Annotated in this window: 19 protein-coding genes; 1 reads left to right on the top strand and 18 read right to left on the bottom strand. The window is 38.4% G+C overall.

The genetic code is table 11. The features are described 5' to 3' along the window. Positions 1 to 340: 340 nt before the first annotated feature. A complete protein-coding gene (locus COD92_RS06500; protein ID WP_098528431.1) occupies positions 341 to 1,291 on the bottom strand; it encodes an alpha/beta hydrolase in 951 nt (316 codons plus the stop codon). A 2-nt stretch (positions 1,292 to 1,293) separates the two neighbouring features. Then, on the bottom strand, positions 1,294 to 2,346 hold the full coding sequence (locus tag COD92_RS06505) for a quercetin 2,3-dioxygenase (RefSeq protein ID WP_098528430.1): 1,053 nt from the start codon (positions 2,344 to 2,346) through the stop codon (positions 1,294 to 1,296). 266 nt (positions 2,347 to 2,612) lie between these two features. Here COD92_RS06505 and COD92_RS06510 point away from each other — a divergent pair, with 266 nt between their 5' ends. Further along, a complete protein-coding gene (locus COD92_RS06510) occupies positions 2,613 to 3,500 on the top strand; it encodes a LysR family transcriptional regulator (protein ID WP_176541106.1) in 888 nt (295 codons plus the stop codon). Between the two features lie 42 nt (positions 3,501 to 3,542). Here COD92_RS06510 and COD92_RS06515 read toward each other — a convergent pair whose 3' ends face one another. The 16 genes from COD92_RS06515 to COD92_RS06590 all read right to left on the bottom strand — a co-directional run bounded on the left by COD92_RS06515 (position 3,543) and on the right by COD92_RS06590 (position 22,090). Beyond that, a complete protein-coding gene (locus COD92_RS06515) occupies positions 3,543 to 5,612 on the bottom strand; it encodes a bifunctional aldolase/short-chain dehydrogenase (protein ID WP_098528428.1) in 2,070 nt (689 codons plus the stop codon). A gap of 117 nt (positions 5,613 to 5,729) precedes the next feature. After that, entirely contained in the window at positions 5,730 to 6,692 is a 963-nt protein-coding gene (locus COD92_RS06520) for a Gfo/Idh/MocA family protein (RefSeq protein WP_306418540.1), read from the bottom strand. Between the two features lie 151 nt (positions 6,693 to 6,843). Beyond that, complete coding sequence (locus COD92_RS06525) at positions 6,844 to 7,563, bottom strand: LutC/YkgG family protein (protein ID WP_098528426.1); 720 nt, start codon at positions 7,561 to 7,563, stop codon at positions 6,844 to 6,846. A 1-nt stretch (position 7,564) separates the two neighbouring features. Then, positions 7,565 to 8,989, bottom strand: a complete 1,425-nt coding sequence (locus tag COD92_RS06530; RefSeq protein ID WP_098528425.1) for a LutB/LldF family L-lactate oxidation iron-sulfur protein — start codon at positions 8,987 to 8,989, stop codon at positions 7,565 to 7,567. A gap of 51 nt (positions 8,990 to 9,040) precedes the next feature. Beyond that, positions 9,041 to 9,757, bottom strand: a complete 717-nt coding sequence (locus tag COD92_RS06535) for a (Fe-S)-binding protein (protein WP_098528424.1) — start codon at positions 9,755 to 9,757, stop codon at positions 9,041 to 9,043. Positions 9,758 to 9,912: 155 nt separating this feature from the next. Then, a complete protein-coding gene (locus tag COD92_RS06540; RefSeq protein WP_098528423.1) occupies positions 9,913 to 10,785 on the bottom strand; it encodes a glycoside hydrolase family 43 protein in 873 nt (290 codons plus the stop codon). 45 nt (positions 10,786 to 10,830) lie between these two features. Then, positions 10,831 to 11,622 (bottom strand): alpha/beta hydrolase, encoded by a 792-nt coding sequence (locus COD92_RS06545; protein WP_098528422.1) that lies wholly within the window; start codon positions 11,620 to 11,622, stop codon positions 10,831 to 10,833. A 96-nt stretch (positions 11,623 to 11,718) separates the two neighbouring features. Beyond that, positions 11,719 to 12,363 (bottom strand): YesL family protein, encoded by a 645-nt coding sequence (locus COD92_RS06550; RefSeq protein WP_176541105.1) that lies wholly within the window; start codon positions 12,361 to 12,363, stop codon positions 11,719 to 11,721. A 74-nt stretch (positions 12,364 to 12,437) separates the two neighbouring features. Next, the gene (locus COD92_RS06555; protein WP_098528420.1) at positions 12,438 to 13,277 is read right to left on the bottom strand and encodes a carbohydrate ABC transporter permease; all 840 of its coding nucleotides are present in this window, start codon (positions 13,275 to 13,277) and stop codon (positions 12,438 to 12,440) included. A 3-nt stretch (positions 13,278 to 13,280) separates the two neighbouring features. Beyond that, the gene (locus tag COD92_RS06560; RefSeq protein WP_098528419.1) at positions 13,281 to 14,240 is read right to left on the bottom strand and encodes a carbohydrate ABC transporter permease; all 960 of its coding nucleotides are present in this window, start codon (positions 14,238 to 14,240) and stop codon (positions 13,281 to 13,283) included. An 86-nt stretch (positions 14,241 to 14,326) separates the two neighbouring features. Continuing rightward, positions 14,327 to 15,637: an ABC transporter substrate-binding protein gene (locus COD92_RS06565; RefSeq protein ID WP_098528418.1), complete on the bottom strand. Its 1,311-nt coding sequence runs from the start codon at positions 15,635 to 15,637 to the stop codon at positions 14,327 to 14,329. Between the two features lie 184 nt (positions 15,638 to 15,821). Then, a complete protein-coding gene (locus COD92_RS06570; RefSeq protein ID WP_098528417.1) occupies positions 15,822 to 17,114 on the bottom strand; it encodes an ABC transporter substrate-binding protein in 1,293 nt (430 codons plus the stop codon). A gap of 25 nt (positions 17,115 to 17,139) precedes the next feature. Further along, positions 17,140 to 18,702 (bottom strand): response regulator transcription factor, encoded by a 1,563-nt coding sequence (locus COD92_RS06575; RefSeq protein ID WP_098528416.1) that lies wholly within the window; start codon positions 18,700 to 18,702, stop codon positions 17,140 to 17,142. Next, the gene (locus tag COD92_RS06580) at positions 18,680 to 20,470 is read right to left on the bottom strand and encodes a sensor histidine kinase (protein ID WP_098528415.1); all 1,791 of its coding nucleotides are present in this window, start codon (positions 20,468 to 20,470) and stop codon (positions 18,680 to 18,682) included. Before COD92_RS06580 ends, COD92_RS06575 begins: the two co-directional genes overlap by 23 nt. Positions 20,471 to 20,744: 274 nt before the next feature. Continuing rightward, on the bottom strand, positions 20,745 to 21,374 hold the full coding sequence (locus tag COD92_RS06585) for a YesL family protein (protein ID WP_098528414.1): 630 nt from the start codon (positions 21,372 to 21,374) through the stop codon (positions 20,745 to 20,747). 23 nt (positions 21,375 to 21,397) lie between these two features. Further along, a complete protein-coding gene (locus COD92_RS06590) occupies positions 21,398 to 22,090 on the bottom strand; it encodes a DUF1961 family protein (protein WP_098528413.1) in 693 nt (230 codons plus the stop codon). Positions 22,091 to 22,143 lie beyond the last annotated feature (53 nt).

The raw sequence follows: 22,143 nt of genomic DNA on the forward strand, positions 1-22,143 counted from the left end.
ATTTTATAGAATTTGGTTAATTCATAGGAATTCTACAAATTAAATGCTGAATTCTACAAAATAGAGAAGGAATTCTACAATTATTAAATTTATTCTACAAATGATGGCTTCGATTCTACATTAGTTGGTAATCAATTACCATTTTAAAAATTAATGGCCCAATTTTTACAAAAAAGGAGGATAATTCTACAAAGTCGAATGAATTCGCAACAAAAATTGTAAATTTTGTCCAATTAAACAAAATCCAATTAAAAAGTCCATGGGCAAATCCCAATTTCTAAAATAACTTCATGGTAGAACACAAAAAAAATACCCCTAAACGGAGTATCTATCGACCTAATCAATTTTCATGGAGATGCTTTCGAAAAAAGGATTCTACTAACTCAAATATTCTTTTTTTACTAGACTCTATCTGTTCAGGTTCCCCTGCTTCAGCCTTACGAAGGGTAACTTGTAGAGGCAGTTCATCCAAACCATTTTTATTAAAAAATGCATGCCCCATTCCTTCAATCAAACAGAGCGCTGCCTCATTCCCGTGTTCAATCAGTGCTTGATAAAGCAGCTCACTTTGATGAACTGGTACGGCTGTATCACTTAACCCGTGTAAAATAAGAAATGGCGGGATATTTTCATCAATATAGGTGATTGGATTTGCCTCACGGACAAGGTTTGGAACCGTTTGAATGGGTGCTCCCAGCAATTGTGACTCTGGAGAATCTGGGTCAGTATGGCGCTGAACTGCATTAAGACGAATGGATTCCGGATCATCAGAAGAAGCAGCCGTTGAATTATCGTATTCCTCCATCTGCAAGAAATCTGTAGGACCATACCCGTCAACTACTGCTTGTACGTCACTAAAATATTCCCAATTCCCTAACTTCAAATCTTCGAGCCTGCCTGAACCTGTGGTACCGGCCAAAGCCGCTAAATGTCCTCCAGCTGATGACCCCCAGAGGCCAATATGTTTGCTATCAAGACCATACTCGTTAGCTACCGAACGGAGCCAACGGATTGCGGCCTTTACATCATGAATTTGCGCAGGAAAAATCGCTTCACCGCTTAATCGATACTCAATGCTTGCCATAGCATATCCACGTTCAGCAAATCTAACTTTAAATTCCGGTCCTAGCTTTCTATCCCCAATTCGCCAACCTCCGCCGTGGAGCCAGACAATCACTGGCACTGGCCCCTCTGCTCCGATAGGCAAATAAAGATCCAGAAGTAATGATTTCCCATTTGGTGAGGCAAATTCAACATCCGGTAGGGCCTTTACTTCATACCGATTACTCATCTTTAATGAACCTCTTCCACTTCAGTTGGTGGAGGACCTGGAGGCTTGCCTAATAATTTTAAATCGAGCTCATGTATACGCTGGATCACTCGGTCAAAACGATATGGTGCCGGCTCACTAGGGAAGATTGGATGTTCATACGGATCTCCAAGGATACGGAAAAAGTTTTCAAATTCCCCTGGGGTCAATAATCCAAAAAACTTTGTATAGTGGGCATCACAGCGGAAGCGATGAGGTGTATTTGCTGGAACATAGGCAAAATCCCCTGGTAATAGGTGCAATACCTCGCCATCCACCCATAGTGTCATTTCCCCTTGTAAACACATAAATGTTTCGTTGGTCAATTCATGAGCGTGCTCACCAATGGCTTGTCCTTTTGGTCCTTCGGAAACGAGTACAAGAAATTGGCTGTTTGTTGCTTCTTTTGTCGTTAGGAGTGTATGAACGGTATCACCGCTAAGAAGATGGACTCCTTCCCCTGATTCCAGTACATACGGTTGAACTTCCTGCGGAATGGTAGAGCCTTTAGCCAATTCTGGTAAGCCAGCAGTTGGATGACTAGTGACCAATTTTATATCAATATCAGCAGGTATTCGGGTAAAAGTATCCTGGTTTAAGAGGTTCATAGAAACTGGAGGGCGCTCAAACTTAGTAAATGGCTCTCCAATTAGCGAATATAACTTTGCTACATGACCGTTAATAGTGAAAGAATAGAAGCGTGTTCGATGGCTTTGCATCCGATAGGCATGTACAGTGCCTGCCGGAATACTTATATAGTCACCAGCAGTTAATAAATACAATTGTCCATTAAGTTCTACTTCAAGCCTTCCGTCGAGTACAACAATTCCTTCGTGAGCTTGTTCATGTACATGTGCCGGGAAACTGTCACCTTTTCCACCCCACAATTGAACGATCTCCATCATATCACCGGTGCTTTCAGTTGTAGCAACAATGGAGGCAACCTGGGTACCAAAAAGATATCGCTCTCCCTCTCCATTTTTAATAAAATATGGTTTCTTCTCGTTAGGTAACTTGCCAACGACTTTTAGAACCATCTAACCACTCCTTATCAAATTCCTTTAAATTATTAAGCGCTTTCAAAATAACCATAATACGAATGAAGAAAAATTGGAAATATACGTATTCGATTTCTGTAATCCCATTTTCGTATTATTTGTTGGGTTTGTCACTTTAAGAGATCAATTCTTGTGGAAGAATACTAGTTTCTACATCGTGTTAATTCAAGAATAATCGCATAATTTCGACTACTTATTATCTAATATGATAAAATAACGGTAAATAAATGACAAGTGAGGACCCTATGGATATTCGACAATTGCGCTATTTTATTACCGTAGCTGAGCACTTAAATTTTACAAAAGCAGCCAACCAACTCTATGTTGCTCAATCAGCGATCAGCCATCAGATTGCCGATTTGGAAGAACAAGTGGGCGTAAAATTATTTATTCGAAATAAGCGCTCCGTCCAGCTTACACCGGCTGGGGCTGTCTTTTTAAAAGATGCAATGGAGATTGTAGAAAAAACATCGGGGGCCATCGAAAAAGCTAAACAAACGGATGCAGGTGTGATTGGCAGTATTTCGATTGGTTTTTTGAGTGTTCATGTTCGTGGTTTTCTACCAGAGGTTATCAAACGGTTCCGTGAACTTTATCCGAAGGTAGACCTACAGCTGAACCACTTCCCTAGTAAAATGCTAAAAGAAGCGTTGGAAGAAGGAGAATTGGACATCGCTTTTACACAGCCGTCTGGGTTAAATAGAATTGAAGAAATTGAGATTCAAACGGTAGCAAAAGATAAATATTGTATTGTTATGCATAAGAACCACCCTCTTGCTAATCGCAAAACAATTAAGCTTGTTGATCTTGCCACAGAGCCATTCATTATCCATAACCGTCATGATTCACCTATAGGTTCCTATGATTTTATCGTCCATTTATGTGAACAAAATGGGCTGACTCCGAGAATTGTGAGTCAACCGCGCTTTGTTGATACTGTACCGATTCTCGTTGAATCTGAAATGGGCATCTCTATACTGCCAAAAAGCTTTGAAGCGGTATCCAGCCCTACGCTTCGATTTATCGAAATTGACGGCCTGGAGGGGCATGATTTTGAACTCGTTATGGCATGGAAGAAAAACAATTTGAATCCGTCTATATCACTGTTTCTAGATGTTCTATGCATAAAATAAAGAAAGCCTGTCAATTGAGACAGGCTTGTCTTTATTCCTTTATTATCTAGTAAACGCAGCAGGTACCCCGCCATCTACTGTCAACATACAACCAGTTGTTCGATCTGATTTTGATGAAGCAAAGAATGCAATTGATTCTGCAATATCGCTAGGATAAATGTTTACTAGTAAAGTAGTACGTTTACGATAGTGCTCTTCTAATTGATCAGGGTCAATGCCATAGGCTGCGGCACGCTCTTCACGCCATCTTGATCCCCAAATAGCTGAACCTTGAAGAACTGCATCTGGAAGAACAGAGTTAACGCGAATGCCAAACTCGCCGCCTTCTGCTGCAATACATCTTGCCAAGTGAGTTTCTAGAGCTTTGACAGAGCTATATGCAGCTGCATTTTTACCAGCGTACACAGAGTTTTTTGAACCGATAAATACCATGTTACCGCCAATGCCTTGATCTTTCATTTGCTTGAACGCTTCGCGGGCAACTAAGAAGTAGCCTGTACCTAATACATTCATGTTCAAGTTCCACTCTTTAAGAGTTGTTTCATCGAATGGGCTAGATGTTGCCAAACCTGCATTATTAACAATAATGTCAACTCCGCCAAATGTTAAAGCTGTTTGATCGAATGCAGCTTGAACCTGCTCTTCACTGGTAACATCCATCTTAACAGCAAGCGCACGGTCAGCTCCAAATTGTTCGTTAATTTCAGCGGCTACTTTTTCTGCACCTTCAAGGTTTAAGTCAGCTAGAACAACGGCAGCCCCTTCAGAGACAAGACGGCGTGCTGTTGCACTTCCAATTCCGCCTGCTCCTCCAGTAATAAATGCAACTTTTCTAGAGAATTCTGCTTCAGCTGGAGCAAGAGATAATTTATATAATTCTAATGGCCAGTATTCTACATTGTAGGATTCGTTTGCACTTAGAGAAACAAATTCACCTAGTGTAGTAGCGCCCTTCATAACAGCAATTGCACGGTGATATAATGCACCACTGATCCTTGAGTTCTTAACGTCCTTACCAGTATTAACCATACCAACACCTGGAATTAGAATAACACGTGGTGCAGGCTCAAACATTTTGTCGCCTTCATTTTTATTTTGCTCATAATATTCTGTGTAAGACTGCTTAAAGCTTGCAACTCCTTCTTTCACACTAGCAATCAAGGCTTCAACATCTTTTGTTTGTGGATCCCAATTTACATAAAGTGGAACCATTTTTGTATGAACAAGATGGTCTGGGCATGCTGCACCAATTTGTGAAAGTTCTGGTGCATTGTAGCTGTTCACAAATTGCAGTACATCTTCACCACGGTCGTAAGTTAAAAGCATTTTCTTCTCATCACTTACCGCGCCGCGGATTACTGGCAATACTTTTGCTAGAATGCTAGTTGCTTCTTCTTCAGAAAGAGATTGATATTTTTGTCCGCCAAATACAGAAGTTTCATCAATTCTTTCATTGATATATTGTTCTGCTTCATTAATAATTTGAATGGTTTTTGCGTATGCTTCCTCAGAAGTTTCTCCCCATGTTACAAGACCGTGTTTTTCCATTAATACTAGTTCTGCATTTGGGTTATTTAATACTCCCTGGGCGATCATTTTTGAAAGAGTAAATCCTGGGCGAATATATGGTACCCAAACAAAACGATTTCCAAAAATCTCCTCAGCTAATTGCTTACCATTGTCTGCGCAGCAAAGGCTAATAATCGCATCAGGATGTGTGTGATCCACGTGTTTGAAAGGTAAGAATGCATGCAATAATGTTTCGATCGATGCTCTTGGGTGCTTACTGTCAATCATACAATGAGACAAATAAGCAACCATGTCTTCGTCTGTCATTTCGTCACGTTCGAATAATGGACGAATGTCTTCTAAATTAAGACCAGTAAAATTGTTTGCTTTCATTGTTGCTAAATCCGAGCCGCTTCCTTTTACCCACATAACTTCAACATCACGACCGCGGAAATCTTTTTCAATTGTCTTCATGGAAGTGTTACCGCCGCCAAAGTTACATACGGCACGATCAGACCCAATTAAATTGGAACGATATACTAATTCTTCTACCCCTTTTGTTACCTGTGAAGCTGTTTCTTGATTCCAAAGATTCTGTACCATCCGAAATCCTCCGTTTGTTTGTATTTATGTTTGTTATCTTCTGTTTTATTATAATATATGTTTGTTTATTTTTGAATAAAAAGTTCATAAATCTTTCATTTTTTTTGTTTTACTACTCTAACCCAAAGAAATTGGTGTCCCGCTTAGGGCAGATTGATTGGCTGCAAGTGTGACATGATGCGTTTTTAAGGCATCTTGGTAGGTTGATAATATGTTAGAAGTATCTCCGGTACGGACAGCATTTAGAAAAATTTGATTCTCTTTGATGTAAGGATTTGATTCTTCTTTAAATTCTTCCACTCTATTACCTTTGACCACTCGTAATAAATCATGACGTAGTTCAATGACCCCTTCTTCTGAGTATATCTCAAGTCCAACCCTGCCAGAGTTTGGCAGGATACACGTGTTGGATATAGTTGCAATGATTCCATTTTCTAGCTTCATGGTGACACTGCCAATATCGGACACCGTCGTTCCCTCTACCTTTCCCTGCATGATTTGATTATTAAAAGCGGCATATACTTCGTTAATATCGCCACATAAATAACGTAATAAGTCAACAATATGTGTCGTCTGTTCTACAAATTGCCCACCTGATTTAAGTACATCTCTCCACCAAGGAACCATCGGCATGTTTCCCATCCAATATCCGAGTGCCATCCCGACGTGACGGTCATGAAGGAGTGATAGTGCTCTCTTCGTTGTATCTTTGTAACGCCAGTTGTATCCAACTGAAGTAATAAGTCCCTTTTCTGCTATTTTTCTTGCAATTTCATCTGGCTCTTCATTCATCGCAAGCGGCTTTTCCACAAAGAATGGGATATTCCTTTCAATTAAGGCATGTTCAATTGCCCCATGAGCATATGGTGGAACGCAAATATATACAGCATCTAATTTTTGCTTGTCTAACATCTCCTCCACATTTGTATATCCAGTGGCATTTGACCAATTCCTCGCCTCTTTCTCAGCCTTTTCTAGACTTGTTCCACAAAATGCTGTAACATCCACTCCATTCATTTCCCCTAAAATACTTGCATGAGTTTTGGTAAACCAGCCCGTACCAACAAAACCAACCTTCATAGAAATCTCTCCTTTTTTTAAGTTTCTACCAATAAATTAAACGCTTTCATATTTCCTGAGACAAAAAAGAAAAGTTGCTCCTAGAAATAAAGCTGTCCTGAAAACATCAATTGACATGATCTCTTCGAACAGCCTTAATTTTTATTTCCTATTATAGATCATTAATAACGATATAAGTTGCTTTTACTGGTCCATGTACACCCACAACAAGGTTTAACTCAATGTCAGCTGAATTACTTGGTCCAGTTATAAAATTAATACATGATGCAACATGCCCTGTTTTTTGATGGATCTCTCTCATCTTTTGAGCTGCTTGTGTCATTCTAGGAACAATTGAACTTTTTGGAATTAGGGCAATATACGTACTTGGTAAAAAGCTTACGGTCCGTCCTTTATTCTCATCGCTGAATAAAACAACTGTTCCCGATTCTGCTAGTGTGATTTCACTGATGGTTATACCGACATTAGCCTGTTCTGCTTTAGCGATGTTTTCTTCGCCTTTTGTATGATCCCATTCATACACATCGATATTATGATTTGGCCATTCTTGCTTCATTAAAGAATCGAGGCCCCACTGGGAAAAACGCTCATCCTTCCAAGTAACAATGGGACCACCGCCGTAATTTGTGACGACTTCATTAAGTGTCGATGATAACTCCCTGCTATCTGTTGAATAAATAGTCGTATGGATTTTCTTACAATGTTCTTTTAATACTTCTAACAATTCATCTTGTGTAGCATCTTTTAAAACCTCATCCTGAGGGCGGAATTTCCAGTTTGGTTTCTCCACAGGTTTAGAGATTCGCGGCCGTCCAAGTCTTGTGGCAATTTGATTAAGAAAGGCTTCACGATTTTGTATTGCTCCTGCCATATTATTGGCCCCCTTTTTCACGGTTTTTAAACCAATCTCTGAATCTTTCTTTATTTGGTGCCGGGAAATCGCGGATATCGGTCCAAGCTTTTAAAGGTCCTGGGCCTTTGTAAATTTTATCCCCTACCGTAAAAGGGTTCATTGCCGTTGGAGCAATTTTTGAACCAATTTTATAGAGTGTCGGTGAAGCCGCACCTAGTCCAAACGCCTTCATTGCTAGCTTTTCTGAGATCGGTGCTTTGCCTTCTTTTTCTACTATTACTTCTCGATGCTTATGAAGAAGGTTGTGCAACGGAATCTTTACTGGACAAACTTCGGTACAGGCCCCGCAAAGTGTCGATGCATAAGGAAGTTCTTTGTAATCATCATAACCGCCTAATAATGGTGACAAGACTGCTCCAATTGGTCCTGCATAAATGGATCCATAGGAATGGCCTCCGACATGACGATACACGGGACAAACATTGACACATGCTGCACAGCGGATACATTGGAGAACGGATTGAAATTCTCCGCCAAGGATATTAGACCTGCCATTATCCACAATAACTAGGTGAAATTCTTCCGGACCATCCACATCCAATTCCTCTCTTGGTCCTGTTAGTACCGTGATATAACTTGTTAACTTTTGTCCAACTGCACTTCTAGTTAATAGGGAAACAAGAACTTCCATCTCCTCAAAGGTTGGAACAATACGCTCCATTCCCATTACAGTAATTTGTGTCTTTGGTAAGGCTGTAACTAAATCCGCGTTCCCTTCATTTGTGACAAGACTGAATGATCCTGTCTCGGCGACAGCAAAGTTACAGCCAGTGATTCCGATATCTGCAGTCAAATATTCCTGACGCAGCGTTTCCCTTGCATGCCAAGCCAATTCCTCCGGTTTGGATGTCTTTGTGTAACCAAGCTTTTCTGTAAATACATCCCTGATTTGCTCTTTATTTTTATGTAAAGCAGGGACGACAATATGGGACGGCGGATCGTGGTCATCCACTTGGAGGATGTATTCTCCAAGGTCGGTTTCAATCACCTGGCAGCCTTCTTGCTCCAACATACCATTTAAGCTGATTTCCTCGGTTACCATTGATTTTGATTTAACTATTTTTTTAGCATTTTTTTGCTGAACAATGCCTCTAATATATTCATTGGCTTCTTCTTTTGTTTGGGCAAAAAATACATGCCCGCCCCGTTTTGCCACATTTTCACTTAATTGCTCTAAATAATAATCCAGGTGCTCTAAAACATGCTGACGGATTTCTTCCCCATGTGAGCGCCAGTCTTCCCAATTTCCTAGTTCTTCAGCGGCAACACGTCTTTTTACACCCATTCCGTCTTGCGCACTGGCCACTGCCCCGCGCATAAAGGAATCGTGAATCCCATTATCAACGCGCTCCTTAAATTGCTGGTCGCTGATTTTCATTGCCATCTATTCTTCCCCCATTTCAAGCAATCTCGTATTTGGTCATCAAAAAATCTATTAGCGGCTATTTAATACTTCCGCAATATGCAGAACCTTAATCGGTTTTCCTTTGCGATCAATCCGTCCGCCAATATTCATCAAACAGCCTGCATCCGCACCAATTAAGTAATCGGCCTCTGTTTCTTCAACATGGCAAACCTTTTCATCGACCATTTGCTCAGAGATTTGTGTCATCTTAACAGAGAAGGTTCCTCCGAATCCACAGCATTGTTCTTTTCCTGGTAATTCGGTAAACTCTAATCCTTTGACATTATTTAATAGAATCATTGGTGCTCTTTTAACACCTAGTAATCTTGTCATATGGCATGAGGTATGATAGGTAGCTTTCCCCTCAAATTTTGCCCCCACATCTTCTACTTTTAATACATCAACAATGAATTGCGTGAGTTCGTATGTTTTCTCTGCCAGTTTTTTGGCCTTCGGTTCCCAAATCGGATCTCCTTTAAAAATATGAGGATATTCATGGAACATAAAGGCACATGAGCCTGATGGAGACACCACATATTCAGCATGCTGAAAGGTGTCAATCATCCGCTTCATTGCTTCTTTGGATTCTTTTGTATAACCACTATTATAAGCTGGCTGACCACAGCATACTTGGGATTCCGGAAATTCAATCTCACAGCCTAGTCTCTCAAGCAGTTCAACTGTTGCCTTTCCTACATTACTCTGGAACATATCTACAAGGCACGTTGCAAATAAACTTACCTTCATTTTTTCTCCATCCCTTCAAATGAAGCTAAAAAACCTGATGAAATCGGCTTTTTGTTTTTATTTATTTTTGTTTTAATTATATTACATGTTTGTTTGTTTTTGAATAGTTATCTTCTAATAAAAAAATAAATCGACAGATGCATAGCATCTATCGATTAAATCTTAACCTCTAATTTTCCGTTTTGCTCCTCAACTAGTAAAAAAACTGGACGTTCTTTCGGAGTTTGATTGGGCGCATGAATGGTCAGCATTAATTCATTTTTTAATGTTTTAAATAACATGCCGTGCCCTCCGTCTTCATCCATTAATGGCTGCTCCTCGTGAATCCACGGTCCATCGATTGTTCCTGTTAATGATCGGGCCATCCCAACAGCATAACCACGTGCACTCCTACTCGACCATAACATTAATAAACCGTTATTTTGTGTCCGATAGAGGAATGGACCATCTGTAACATAATCTTTCTCTCCCCGCACAGGAATTGTCCACTCTGCATCAGAAGCCTTAATCAAAACAATTGGGTCCCCGATTGCATTTTTAAAATCTGAAGCTAATCGAACAGCACAAATTTCTCCGTCGTGGACCTGTAGCCACTCGTGACAAAAGATGAGCCAAGGATTATTGCGATCATCTATAAATAAGGTTCCATCTAGGCATTCCCAATTCCGGGGAGTAACAGGCTCCTCTGTCAGTGGATGAAAAGGACCTAAAGGATTCTCGGATACTAGTATTTGGGTCCCGCGGCATTTTCCATCTGCTTTAAAACTAGCAAACATAAAATATTGCCCCTGATGATAAAAAACTTCAGGGGCCCAAAAATGTTGATCGGCCCAAAATTCAGCGTCTGGCCGAAAAACTTGATAAGGCCCTTCCCAGTTTTCTAAGTCACTGCTTTTATAAGCATTGAAACCTGTCGCTGGTCCATCCCAGACATTTTCATCAGTAGTGCCATACAAGTAATAAGTGTTAGAGTCCCTGTCTGATAGAATAAAAGGATCCCTAATGCGGATATCATTCTTTTTTAACAAATCCTTTCCTCCCTTTGTTGATAATAGTTTAAAGAATTTAATTGTTTAAAATCCCTGTTTCCTCAACCATAATTCACATAGTCTTGGCCATTCTCTAGCCTCGGGATGTTCTTCAGCCAAACCTAACCCGTGCCTGCCACTTTCGAAGATATGAAGGTCAAAAGGAACTTTATGACGGCTTAATCGCGCTGCAAACTTTAAACTATTTTCGACAGGTACGGAGGCATCGTCGGCTGTATGCCATAAAAATGCCGGTGGAGTTTCCTCTGTAATTTGATTTTCATTGGATAATAGTTCAACTAATTCAGCTTCTGGTTTTTCACCTAATAAATTTAATCGACTTCCTTCGTGCGTATATTCTCCCATCGAGATTACGGGATAACAAAGAACCATCAAATCAGGACGGCTGCTATACCGTTCGACAGGGTCTTCTGCAACCGGGTTTCCAAAATCATAATGATTTCCCGCACTTGATGCAAGATGTCCACCAGCAGAGAAACCAAGAATTCCTACACGTTTGGGATCTAGATTCCAATCTGCAGCATGAGATCGAACCATTCGGATTGCTCGTTTCGCATCATTTAATGGAATAGGATGTTTGTAAGGTGCGACCCGATAGTTGAGCACTACAGCTGAAATTCCAATTGAATTTAACCATTCTGCAACCGGGTAAGCCTCATGTTCTGCTCGTCTTTCATAAGCTCCACCTGCGGCAACGATCATAACAGGAAAGGGTCCAGGTCCTTCGAGCAAATATGGTTGAATGCTCGGGGCACCTTCATTTGGTACTTTTTCTTCAAGGTTTATATCTTCCCGAAGCGGTATTATTTCAATCATTCTTTCTCCTCCATTTTTTTTTAACCTATTCTACAACATTTTGCAGCCACGTTTCTAAACACCCAAAAATCGGGCAGCCACTAAGGAGCCCGATTCCTATATACCTTGTTCTTGTAGAAAAACTTCATGCTTACGTTGAATTTTGTTAAACGCGTTACATGCCGGTTTCATGAATAACATTGCTAATAAATTCCCGCTAAATAAGATACAGATAGGCGGTACATAGGAAAGAACAAAACAGATTCCAAAACTTCCAATTAACATATAAAGAGTAGATAAAGGATTCATAATCATAACAAAAAATGAATTCTTGATTACATCCGTTAGTTTCATCTCGTAATGGACAAAAATCGGAATGAGGTAAAATAGCGTACATACAAAAATAAAGGTGATGATGAATAATGGTATATAGAGAAATGTAGCCATACTTTTTGCTGCGTTTTGGATGAATAACAGATCTGCATATAACACCAATCCTGCAGCCACTATAAACACTCCGAGAAAATTGCTTTTTACAAATTCTTTTTTATAAGAAGCCCAGAAGGTTTTGACAATCGAAACCTCCTCTTCGCCCAGCATCCATTTTCGCACAACTGCAAACATCGCCACAGTAGAAGGAAAAAAGCCGAAAACACCCAGACCAAGAATAGTAGAAGCAATCCATAATAAATTTAATAAAGCTAGTTTCGAGATCCAATCCATCAGTTTATAAATACCGCCTAAAATACTCGAAGTTTCCATAACCATCCTCCTTCTGAATTTTCAAAAAGTTGATCAAGCCCTGCCACTCCTATATTAAGGGGTGGCACGAATCATCAACCTTTTAATCCGCTTGTACTGATTCCCTCCACAACATATCTTTGGAAGATAAAGAAGATAACAAAGACAGGAACCAAGGTAACTACAGACATGGCAAACATGGCACCCCAGTTAGAAACGGTTTCATTACTTAAGAACATATTTAGTGCCATTGAAACGGTATATTTTGCGGGACTGTTTAAGTATAATACCGGTCCTAATAAGGAATCCCAAGTCCAATAGAAGGAGAAAATCGCCGCCGTTGCCAAGGCCGGTTTAATTAATGGCAAGATGATTTTATAGAAAATATTAAAGGTATTACACCCATCAATAGTTGCAGCTTCATCCAATTCTCTTGGAATCGTGCGGATAAATTGAACTAGTAAGAAAATAAAGAATGGATGTCCAAAGTATGCTGGTATTGCAATCGGTTTAATCGAGTTAAGCCACCCAAGTTTTGAAAAGATGATATATTGCGGGACCATGACAACCTCATATGGCAGCATCAGTGTTACCATCATAAGTCCAAACCAGAGTGCTTTACCTTTAAATTCTAATCTTGCAAAACCAAAGGCAATTAAAGACGATGAAATAACTTGACCAATCAAGGTTACGATAACCAGGACCGCAGTATTTTTTATAAACACTCCAAATGAATTACCGCCAATCCCCTTCCAGCCTTCAGCAAAGTTATCTAATATAAATGGATCAGGTATTAGTGATTTGGCTGTTACGAAGATGGCATTACTTTCTTTAAACGAACTCATCAGAAGCCAAATAACCGGATAAAGCATTAGGACTGCAAATCCACCTACAAGGATATGATAAGTCCACCATTTTACTGATTTTATCCGCATACGTTATTTCCCTCCTTCTGATTCGTAGTGAACCCAGAATTTTGATGTTGCAAAAATGATTGCCGTTAAAACCCCTACGATAATGAGCATGATCCATGCCATTGCAGCCGCATAGCCCATGTTGAAGAATTCGAATCCTTGTAAGAATAAATAAAGGGAGTATAAAAGTGTTCCATCCAAAGGTCCCCCGGTACCTTTTGAAATGATAAACGCTGGAACAAATGTCATAAAGGCACCAATCGTCTGCATGACTGCATTAAATAAAATGACAGGGCTTAACATTGGAAGGGTAATTTTGATGAATTTATGCCATCCGTTAGCACCGTCCACACTTGCGGCTTCATAGTAGCTTTTGGGAATCCCTTTTAATCCAGCTAAGAAGATTAACATCGAGGAACCAAACTGCCACACTGACAAAAAGATTAACATCCATAAAGCAGCTGTCGGGTCACCGAACCATCTGACACTAGGGATACCTAGCAGTTCTAATAGAAGATTAATAATCCCTTTGTCTCCAAAGATGTTACGCCACATAATTGCGACAGCGACGCTCCCGCCAATCAGTGAAGGCAGATAAAATAAGGAACGGTATAAGCCAACTGCCCGAGATGCCGTATTTAATATCGCCGCAATTAGAAGTGCAAATGCTAGTCTTAGCGGTACACCAGCGAATACATAAATGAGGGTAACTTTTAATGATTGCCAATACCTTGGATCAGCAGTAAACATTTTTTTATAGTTTTCTAATCCAATCCATTGCGGAGCGGAAAATAGATTATATTTCGTAAATGATAAGTATAATGAAACAAGTATAGGTATTAATGTAAAGGCAAGGAATCCAACCACAAAAGGGCTAATAAATAAATAGCCTTTTATATTTTCTTTAATTGCCCGTTTCCGTGCGCTCACAGGTGCAATATAAATACTTTCTTGTACGTGTTCTTTTACGACGCGTGTAGCCATTTTGCCATCTCCTTTTCTCCGGACCATCACCCTAAGATTGAAAGGGCGATAGCTGATCCGAGAAAGGACCAGCTATCGGATTAAAATTATTTCTTATTTTGAGCCAAAATGCTTTCAGCTTGTTGTCTAAATTGTTTTGCAGCATCTTCTACTTTTAAGTTTCCATAGCTCATTTGCTCATTTAAGCTATCAAAAAGCTCGATAACTTCTCCTGCTCCAACTGGATCTGGACCATTAAATGCTGAACTATGTTTTTCAGCCCATTCAACATAAGTAAATACTTGTTGCTGTGCTGGAGAAAGAAGCGGCTTTAGGGCTTCTTTGACTGCTGCAGATCCTGGAACACCACGATCACCAAGCGCTAACTTGTTGGCTTCAATATCATTAGTTAGGAAGTTAATAAACTTTGCTGCCTCTTCTTTATGCTCAGAGTTATTCGCAATTGACCAGAACATACTTGGTTTTAAGAATAATCCTTTATCACTATCTGGTCCTGGCATGCTGCTGATTTCAAGCGGTCTGTTTGCAACCTGCTGAATACCAACAAACTGGTTAGACCATTGCCAAATACCGATTGCTTTTTGTTTTACAACAGGATCATCTTCGATTCCTTTTACCTGTGCCATATAGTCAGGTGTTGGAACCGCTTTATCCTTTACTAAACCTGAAGTCATTTTGAAGAAATCTACGAATAATTTGTCATCCTTATATCCTAAACCTGTACCATTCTTGTTATAAAGAGACTTTCCTTGTGTTCTTAAATAGTAATTAAAAAATACGTCTGCCTTAACACCAGTATCTACAAATAGGCCCGCAGCCTTTGCTTTTTTAGCAAGTTCTTGATAATCATCCCATGTCCAGTTTTCATCAAGTGATTCAACACCGGCTTTTTTAAGTAAGGCTGGGTCATATTGATAACCAAGTACGTTTACCCCTGCATTAAGTCCGTATAGTTTGTCACCAAGTTTTCCGCCATCAATAATATTTTGATTGGTGTCTTTGGTGTCGATTTGTTTGTCTAAATATGGAGTTAAATCAGCGATTTGATTGTTTTCTGCATACTGTGAGAAATAAGAAAGGTCCATTTGAATAATATCTGGTAATTGGTTGGCAGCTGCTTGTGGAGCTAGCTTTTTCCAATAATCATCCCAGCTGGCATATTCTGCTTCAATCTTCACATTAGGGTTTTGCTTCTCATACATATCAATGATTTTTAATGTGTAATCATGTCTTGGCTGCGATCCCCACCAAGCAATACGAAGTGTAACTTTTTCATCTTTACTTGCAGCTTTTTCTTTCCCATCAGATTCGCTCTTACTTGTGGTACTGCTTCCGCTACATGCTGCTAATGAGAATACTAGAATAAGTGAAAACAGCATAACCATGAACTTTTTCATTAGTTGAATCCCCCTTTTTCCTTTTTGTAAGTGTTTACATTTGTAATTATACCTTCACTATTAGAATTGTCTGAATATAAATAACCGAGTAGTTTGTTTAAAAATCAGACATTCTATTATTAATATTAAAAAAAGACTCCGATATGGGTAATATACATTCCCCAACGGAGTCTTCCTGAGTTACTTATTTATTTTTCTTAAGTATTTCATTTGCCTCTTTTCTAAATTTCTGTGCCCCTTCCCGCGGTGTGATTTTTTTAAAAAGAATTTGCTCAGATATGTCCTGTAACAAATGAACAACCTCAATTCCTCCAAGTGGATCTGCTATTTCAACATTGTTGTTAGTATTTTCAACATTGAATACGTAGTCAAAAGCCTTTTTCTGTTCTGTGGATAGGCCCTTTTTGACTGTCTCCGCCACTTTAGATGAAACTGGAACACCTCTTTCACCTTTAATTAACTTATTAGCTTCAATATCATTAACAAAAAAATTAATAAATCTTGCGGCGGCCTCCTTATGTTTTGAGCTTTTGGTGATTGAAAAAAGCATACTGGCTCTTACAGACAAACTTGTCTGTTGATTTGGCCCTGGCGGGACAAAAATCTCAAGTGACTGTCCTGATTCTTTTGAAAAACTATAATATTGATTGGAATATGCCCATGTCATCGGAGCTTGTTGTCTCACTAATAACTCATCTTCAATCCCTTTAATCTGTTCTGTTACATCAACCCTCGGGAACGCTCCTTCGTCCAATAATCTTAATTGTCTATCAAAATAATCGACAAATAATTGATCATCTTCATATCCTAATGAAGTACCCTCTGGATTATATAAATTCTTTCCATTTGTTCGCAAAAAGTAGGGGAAAAATACCTCAGGCGGTTTCATTCCATTAGTTCCATATATATTTTTTTGTTTGTGAACCTCCATAGCTATTTTTTCAAAGTCTTCCCATGTCCAATTCTGTTTAGGGACCTGATTTGTTGCAGAGGCAACTAAATTCGGGTCCATTATTACAGCAGGGGCATTTAAACCTAATGGGAAACCATAAATTTGGTCCTCCACTTTTCCCCCTAAAAGGATTTTCTCATCAATGTATTTGGTGTTAATGGTTTTATTTTCGATGTAGGGTGTTAAATCTTCAAGTAAATTATTGGCGCTATATGCTTTTAAATAGAGAAGATCCATTTGCATAATGTCTGGTAACTGGTTTGCAGCGGCCATTGGAGCTAACCGCTTCCAATAATCATCCCAATTTGAAAATTCAAATTCAATATGGATGTCTGGGTTCTTTTCTTCAAACAATTTTATAACCTTCAGCGTATAATCATGTCTAGGCTGTTCGCCCCACCAAGCAAACCTCAGGTTGATTTTCTCTTCTTTATTCTTGGAAGAATCCGCACTGCTGCTTTCTGAACATCCAGTGAAGGCCAACATTACTACCAGGGGTAAAATGGAGATTAATAGTTTTTTCATCGTTTTATTCCCCTTTTGTCTCATTTTACATACCTTGGACAGATTCTCGTTTATATTCAGATGGCGTAAATCCCGTTTGCTTTTTGAAAACCTGACTAAAATATTGGGCATTTTCCCCAAACCCAATTTTTTCTGCTAACTCAAAGATTTTTACATCGCTTTCATTTTCAATCATATAAATCGCCTTTTCGATTCGGACCCGAGTCAGATAATTAGAGAATTTCTCGCCCGTTTCTTTTTTAAATAGCTTTCCAAGATAATCAGCATTCATATACAACATCTCATTTGCAACCCACTGCAGGCTGAGCTGAGGATCAGCTATATGGTTTTCTATAATTTCAAGTACTCTGCTGATAATGGCGGAATGTCTATTTTTGGTTTGTTGAAAAAATACATCCGTTATTTCCTCAGCGATATCCTTGAAAAAGGACTTCATACTTTGAATTGTTTCTAATTCTAAAAGAACCTGCAGCTTTGTTAAATATGAGTTCATACTATTGGTATCGCACAAACGAATCATGCTATTAAAAAGTTGAATGACATATGATTTTGTAGCACTTATATCGAATCTCAAATCGGCTAAATAGTCGAAAAAAGTTATAATTTCATCCTCAACTTCTCTCCAACAGCCTGATTTGACTAATCGGCAGAATTTCTGATCATCATAATAAAATTCCTGCTGATCATGATCATTATTTTGATTATCTATGTCTTCTTTGGTAATAATGCTGCCTTCACCTAAATAAAAACGATAATTTAGACAATCCAGTGCTTCCTTGTATAATTTATTCGCAATGCTGATATTCCCGGTTTCACTTACAGCAATGGTGCAATCCAGTTGATAATATTGATAAAAGTTTTTTCTAATCTTTTCAATTTTTTCATGCAGCAGACTATTTTCACCATTATCCTTTACAAGGATTAAAATTAATTCTCCTACTGAGCAACTAAGAATATATGATTTAAAATTTAGTTCAGCTATGTTCTTTATGGCAAACAATTGCTCAACTTGAAATGGGCCCTCAATCTGGAATAAAACTAGGCGAACATTGGATATGTCTAAATCTAACTCAAGAAGTTTTTGATAGGATTTAGAGTCGGTATTTTCATAAATATTTGTAATATATTCCTTCAACCACTGTTCCTTTGCATAAGGAAGAACATTTTTAAGGGTTTCTTGCATATTATTAATAAATTGTTCCCGCTCTTTCTCCTGATTTAACTCTTCACTTATTTCCTTAAGTGCTTCGATAATCGTATTTTCATTACAGGGTTTAAGCAGGTAATGTTTAACCCCATACACCATTGCCTGCTTGGCATAATCAAATTCACTAAACCCCGATAACAATATAAAACGGATCTCTGGATAATGTTCATGTACTTTTGCCACCAATTCAAGCCCATTCATTCCAGGCATTTTAATATCACTAATAACAATATCCGGCTTATTCTGAGTGATTTTTTCAAAGGCTTCAAGTCCATTCTTTGCCGTCCCCATTAAACTTGTCCCGATTGACTCCCATTTAATCACTTTTGACATACCGTCAGTTATGATTCTTTCATCATCAACTAACAATACTTTGTACATGTTCTTCCCCCCTGTCATATGGCAGAACTATGATGATTTTAGCTCCATTATTAGGTTCACTCTCAATTTCAACTCCGTAATCGTTTCCAAATGAAAGTTTAATCCGATCAATAATATTGGCTAATCCAATTCCTTGCCCTCTTGTCTTTACCTCCCCTTTCCTTAATTTTTCTAAAAAGTCTGGCTCCATTCCAGGACCATTATCTTCAACGATTAGCTGGAAATTTTCTTTATTTACTACTGAATAAATTCTTATTTTACATACATCTACCATATTCTCCAGCGCATAATGGATGGCATTTTCCACGAGGGGCTGCAAGGTTAGTTTAGGTATATAGACATCAAACAGGTCAGAATCAACCTGCATGTTAAAGTCCAATCTTTCTTCAAATCTATATTTTTGAATGACTATATAATTCTTAACAATGTTTAACTCATCTTCAATCGGGATGAGTTTCTTCTTTAGGCTGATTGAATTTCGCAGCAGAAAACCAAGCGCTTCAACCATTTTAGATATTTGGTCTTGATCATTCATTTTAGCGAGCCAGTTAATTGACTCCAAGGTGTTGTATAAAAAGTGAGGATTGATCTGTGCTTGTAAGGCTTTAAATTCAGTTTCTTTTATTGTAAGCTGCTTTGAGAGGTTTTCATTTACCAATTCATCAATTTGTTGAGTCATACCTTGAAAGGTTTCATGTAACTTACCTACCTCATCATTTGAGAGGACAGAAGACTTCATGAAACCCTTCTGAGCTTCCTTAAAATCACCATTTTGCACGTATTGCATACCCTCAACTAAGTTCTCTAAAGGAATAGTTATATTTCTGACAAATCTAATGCCAAGGACCGTTACAATAAAAAACATTAAAATAAAAATGATGATAAGTACTGTTTTTATAAAACTAATATTCTTAAAGATTTGATTAAATGGTATAGCATTCACATAGCTCCAATCAAAGTAATGAGAGTTGATGTGAACTAGGAAATAATTTTTACCTCCGATCGTTTTTATTTGATAACCGGGGTTCTCATTTATGGACAGGGCTATTTTTTTCAACGGGCTTGCAGAATTTGTCGGATAAATTAGTTCTTTATCATTGGTGATTAAAAACTCGCCATCAATTTTACTTGATCCCTCAAAGAGGCTGCTGACAAGTTTGTCCATATTCATATTAATAATCAATGTACCTAGCGGTTCAAAACTCAAATTCTTATATTGTCTAATTTCTCGAGCCGTAACAATCGTAAAATCATTTCCATGGGGGTTTACCCAGATGTTTTTTCCATCTGCTAATAATGCTTCTCGTAAAATACTCATTTTTAGATCAGATGGTAATTTAAAAGATCTAGGGCCAGCAACGTACTCTTCCCCGTTCGTGTCGACAAGAATTACGGATTGAATATATTTCTCGTTGTTCACGTAGCTTAATAATTTATCCACCATATTTGAATGAATACGATATTGTTCATACTCTGTCCTCTTTTCACCGTTTGTTGCTAAGTACTGTTGAATTTGAGGATCGGTCAAGATATTGTAAGAAACATCTTCCATTTTTTGAAGTTCATTTTCAATGATATTGGAGGATGTACTTAACACTTGGGAAGATTTACTGTAGATTTGTTCATCATAAATATGAAAAGCATATTGTAATCCAAAGAAGGTAAATAAAAAGGAACTAATCATAATCCATGAAACTAAAATAAACAGTTTATATTTAATTTTTAGATTGGCATATTTTCTTTTCGACAAATCAAAAACTGTCTTCATTAGAGTTTTCTCCAATAGATTATTTTTGAATATTTATAACTTTTAGCAGACTGAAAGCGTCATCATATTCTTTATATTGTAAATCATTCTACAAAATTTTTAAACCTTCGAGATACTTCAAATTTAGATAGTTTCATATGAATTAAATTTGGAATAAAAAATCCATATCGCCTTTGCACTGATATGGATTAAACGTAATTTATTATGTTTTTCAGTTACTTATTTTCCAGCTTCCAAGTTAGTGGATTATGCAATCACTAAACTCACCTAAGCTTTACTTAGAGACACCTTGCCCCGCCCTCTGTATTTTTGAAAATGCAAAGAAAGAAGACCACATAATGATAACTGCCGTCGTACTTCCGCTAAATATTGGGATTAATCCAGGGACCGTTGTCATCAAAAGGTAAATGGCAATCCCCCCCATCGCCATCAAAATGGTAGAAAGTGGATTCATTAACATGATGATAAAAGAACTTTTCAGAACCTGATGTACCTTAACATCGTAGTGCACAAAAGTAGGAAATGCATAAAAAACGGTTAATACAAAGCCAATACAAATAAGGAGAGCAGGATAATACATCAAATTAATTAGTCCACTCGTATTCTTTAGCAAATGAACATCGACATATAAGAAATATCCAAGAACAAGCAGAACTAGACCTAATAGATTACCTTTTATAAAATCCTTTTTGTAAGACTCCCAAAAAGTTTTAAAGACAGGAATATCGAAATCCCCCATTAACATTTTCCTCACGATTACAAACATTGCGATGGTTGCAGGAAAAAAGCCAAAAACAACTAAACCAAGGATAGAAAAGACAATCCATAAGAGATTAATATAGGCAAGCTTCATAATCCAATCACAAAGTTTATAAAATGCGCCGATTGCGCCATTCATCTGCATGACTCCATCCCCCTATTTAACTACTACTTTATTATTGCCTGGTGAATCATTAAATTAGCGTAGGCTGCTTTCATTGGTGCCATTTGCCTGAAACCAATTTTTCCTCCGCCATACACAGGGCCATACGTATGACCGTCATCTTCCCATTCAAGTACCACCAATTCATTAATGGAAAACTGTACAATCCCTTCATATTTTACTAATTTCATATGATAAGGAGGAAGGGCATCCTCTACGGGTGGAAGTGGATCAGCACCAATAGCCGCTAGGTGGAAGCCAAAGCTTTTTCGTAAATTGCATGTTCGGAACGCCCGTTCATCTGCGTACTTATGCCTGAAATAGGACAAGTGCAGTGAATTAATAGCACCTGAATGGTACTCCGGATACTGACCATGCCGAACCCGCAATTGTGGATCAAAGAGGTCCTCTCCATTTCTTCCGGCCGCCGCGAAAAAGAACATACAGAGACCTGGTTCCCGAACAGGATAAAAGTCCCATTCGATCATAATTTGGTCTGGAAAATCGACTGGACACCAATAAACCCAGTGTGCACGGTCCCCATAAATTACTGGATCAAGTTCGTTTTCTAAATGCATGCGGTTATGTTCAAAGCTTATCTTTGCTCTTCCTTCTAATTTCCAATCCTCAATATCTGTGTGCACTGTAAGAGGATTAGCGTAGAGGCATTCTCCTTTTTCAAATTGTTTAAATATCACTAAGCTGTCCCTCCCTTAAAGGTGAATTCGATCATTATTTACCTTACAATATA

It is taken from the genome of Bacillus sp. AFS037270, from assembly GCF_002585305.1.